Raw genomic sequence first — 572 nt, forward strand, 5'->3', positions numbered from 1 at the left:
AGCTTGAACCTGCTGATAATATCGCGCAACTGGGCCACGATGTTTTTGAGGTCGTTTGCTGCTCTTTCGAGTTCTTCTGTTGCTGCAGTCTGCTCTTCAACAGCAGAACTAACCTCCTCAGCACTGGCAGTAGTTTCCTCAGCACTGGCAGCCAAATTCTCCAAAGCACGCAACGCCTTATCAACCTCCTCCTGCGTACGAATAATCTGCTCCTTCACCTCACCCATCCGACCACTAGCCTCCTGAAGAAGGTCAGCAATGTTCGTAAGATACGTGACGGTCTCTCTGAGCGTTTCCGCACTCTCACCCACGACTGAGACACCGCGCTGGGTGCTCTCTACTGCGTCTTTGATTTCGGTGGTTATCTGGTCGATGATGTTCTTGATGTTGTCTGCAGCCTGTTTACTCTCCTCAGCAAGCTTCCTAATCTCCTGGGCAACTACCGCGAAGCCCCTACCAGCTTCTCCAGCCCTCGCTGCTTCAATAGCCGCGTTGAGGGCGAGTAAGTTAGTCTGCTCAGCAATATTCGTAATCACATCCGTAATCTCCTCAATACTCCTACTCATCTCCGC

1 protein-coding gene is annotated in these 572 nt (G+C 51.6%); it reads right to left on the reverse strand.

Annotated features, from left to right (window positions below; translation table 11 throughout):
• On the reverse strand, nt 1–572 hold a 572-nt coding region (locus E3E30_RS11150; protein ID WP_240922705.1), incomplete at both ends, for a methyl-accepting chemotaxis protein.

The sequence above is a fragment of the Thermococcus sp. 9N3 genome, assembly GCF_012027685.1.
In the GTDB taxonomy this organism is placed as follows: Archaea; Methanobacteriota_B; Thermococci; order Thermococcales; family Thermococcaceae; genus Thermococcus; species Thermococcus nautili.